The organism is Synechococcus sp. R8-2, from assembly GCF_047461715.1.
In the GTDB taxonomy this organism is placed as follows: Bacteria; Cyanobacteriota; Cyanobacteriia; order Thermostichales; family Thermostichaceae; genus Thermostichus.
In genome coordinates this window covers 1-1,251 of the sequence record NZ_JANSHQ010000615.1, presented here as the reverse complement: position 1 = coordinate 1,251, position 1,251 = coordinate 1, and the positions used below count along the sequence as shown (strand labels likewise).

Genomic DNA, 1,251 nt, shown 5'->3' with positions numbered 1-1,251 from the left:
GGGGGCCTACGAGAACCTGCTGCCCAAGCAACACACCCACACCTTTGTCAACCGAGGTGGGCAAACGGCCAGTCTGGATTTTCGCTTTCCCCTGGGGGCGCCTTTCAACGGCCTCAAAGCTTTTTTCACCACCGAGCAGCTCTCTTGGGCGGACAAGCTGCGCAACGCCTTGGCGCTGGGCACCAGCCCTTTGATTCGCGGCTTGCTGGACTATGAAGGGGCAATGCGGCAAATTCGCGCCTTGGATCGGATGAGCTTTGCCGATTGGTTTCGGCGGCATGGGGGATCCGAGGGTAGCCTGAAGCGGATGTGGAACCCGATTGCCTATGCCTTGGGCTTTATCGATACAGAGCAGATTTCTGCCCGCTGCATGCTGACGATCTTTCAGATGTTTGCCAGCAAAACAGAGGCCTCCAAGCTCAATTTCCTCAAGGGATCCCCGGACACCTACCTCACTCAGCCCATCGTCCGCTACATCCAAGCCCGCGGGGGCCAGATCCACACCCGCAGAGGGGTCAGTCGCATTGAAGTGAACGACTCTCCTCCCTACGCGGTGACCGGCTTGCTCTTGGCCAATGGAGAGCGGGTAGAGGCAGATGTGTACGTGTGCGCAGCGGCGGTGGAAGGGGCCAAGCGGCTGATCCCGGAAGTGTGGCGGCAGTGGCCACAATTCGACAACCTCTACAAGCTGGAATCCGTACCGGTGGCCACGGTGCAGTTGCGCTTCGATGGCTGGGTGACGGAGCTGAACCCCCAAGGCCAGGCCAAACGAGCCAGCCAACACCCAGAGGCTCTGGGTATCGACAATCTCCTCTACACTGCCGATGCCGATTTTTCCTGCTTTGCCGATCTGGCCCTCACCAGCCCCGCCGACTACTACAAACCCGGCCAGGGATCTCTATTACAATGCGTGCTCACGCCGGGGGATCCCTTCATTTCCATGCCCAACGAGCAAATTGCCCAGCACGTGTTGCACCAAGTCCACGAGCTGTTTCCCTCATCCCGGCAACTGAACATGACCTGGTACAGCGTGGTGAAACTGGCCCACTCCCTCTATCGAGAAGCACCGGGCATGGATCCCTATCGCCCACAGCAAAAGACCCCAATACCCAACTTCTTTTTTGCCGGCAGCTACACCGCCCAAGACTACATCGACAGCATGGAAGGGGCCACCCTCTCCGGCCACCTGGCTGCTCAGGCCATTCTGGCTGCCCACAGGGATCCCTGATAGGAGCATGACTCTAGTCAATA

Annotated in this window: 1 protein-coding gene; it reads left to right on the top strand. The window is 59.0% G+C overall.

Annotation, left to right across the window (positions count from 1 at the left end; translation table 11 throughout):
- Window positions 1-1,228, top strand: a 1,228-nt coding sequence (zds, locus tag NW819_RS13095; RefSeq protein ID WP_414414011.1) for a 9,9'-di-cis-zeta-carotene desaturase, incomplete at its 5' end; no start/stop codon positions are given.
- Window positions 1,229-1,251: the final 23 nt, after the last annotated feature.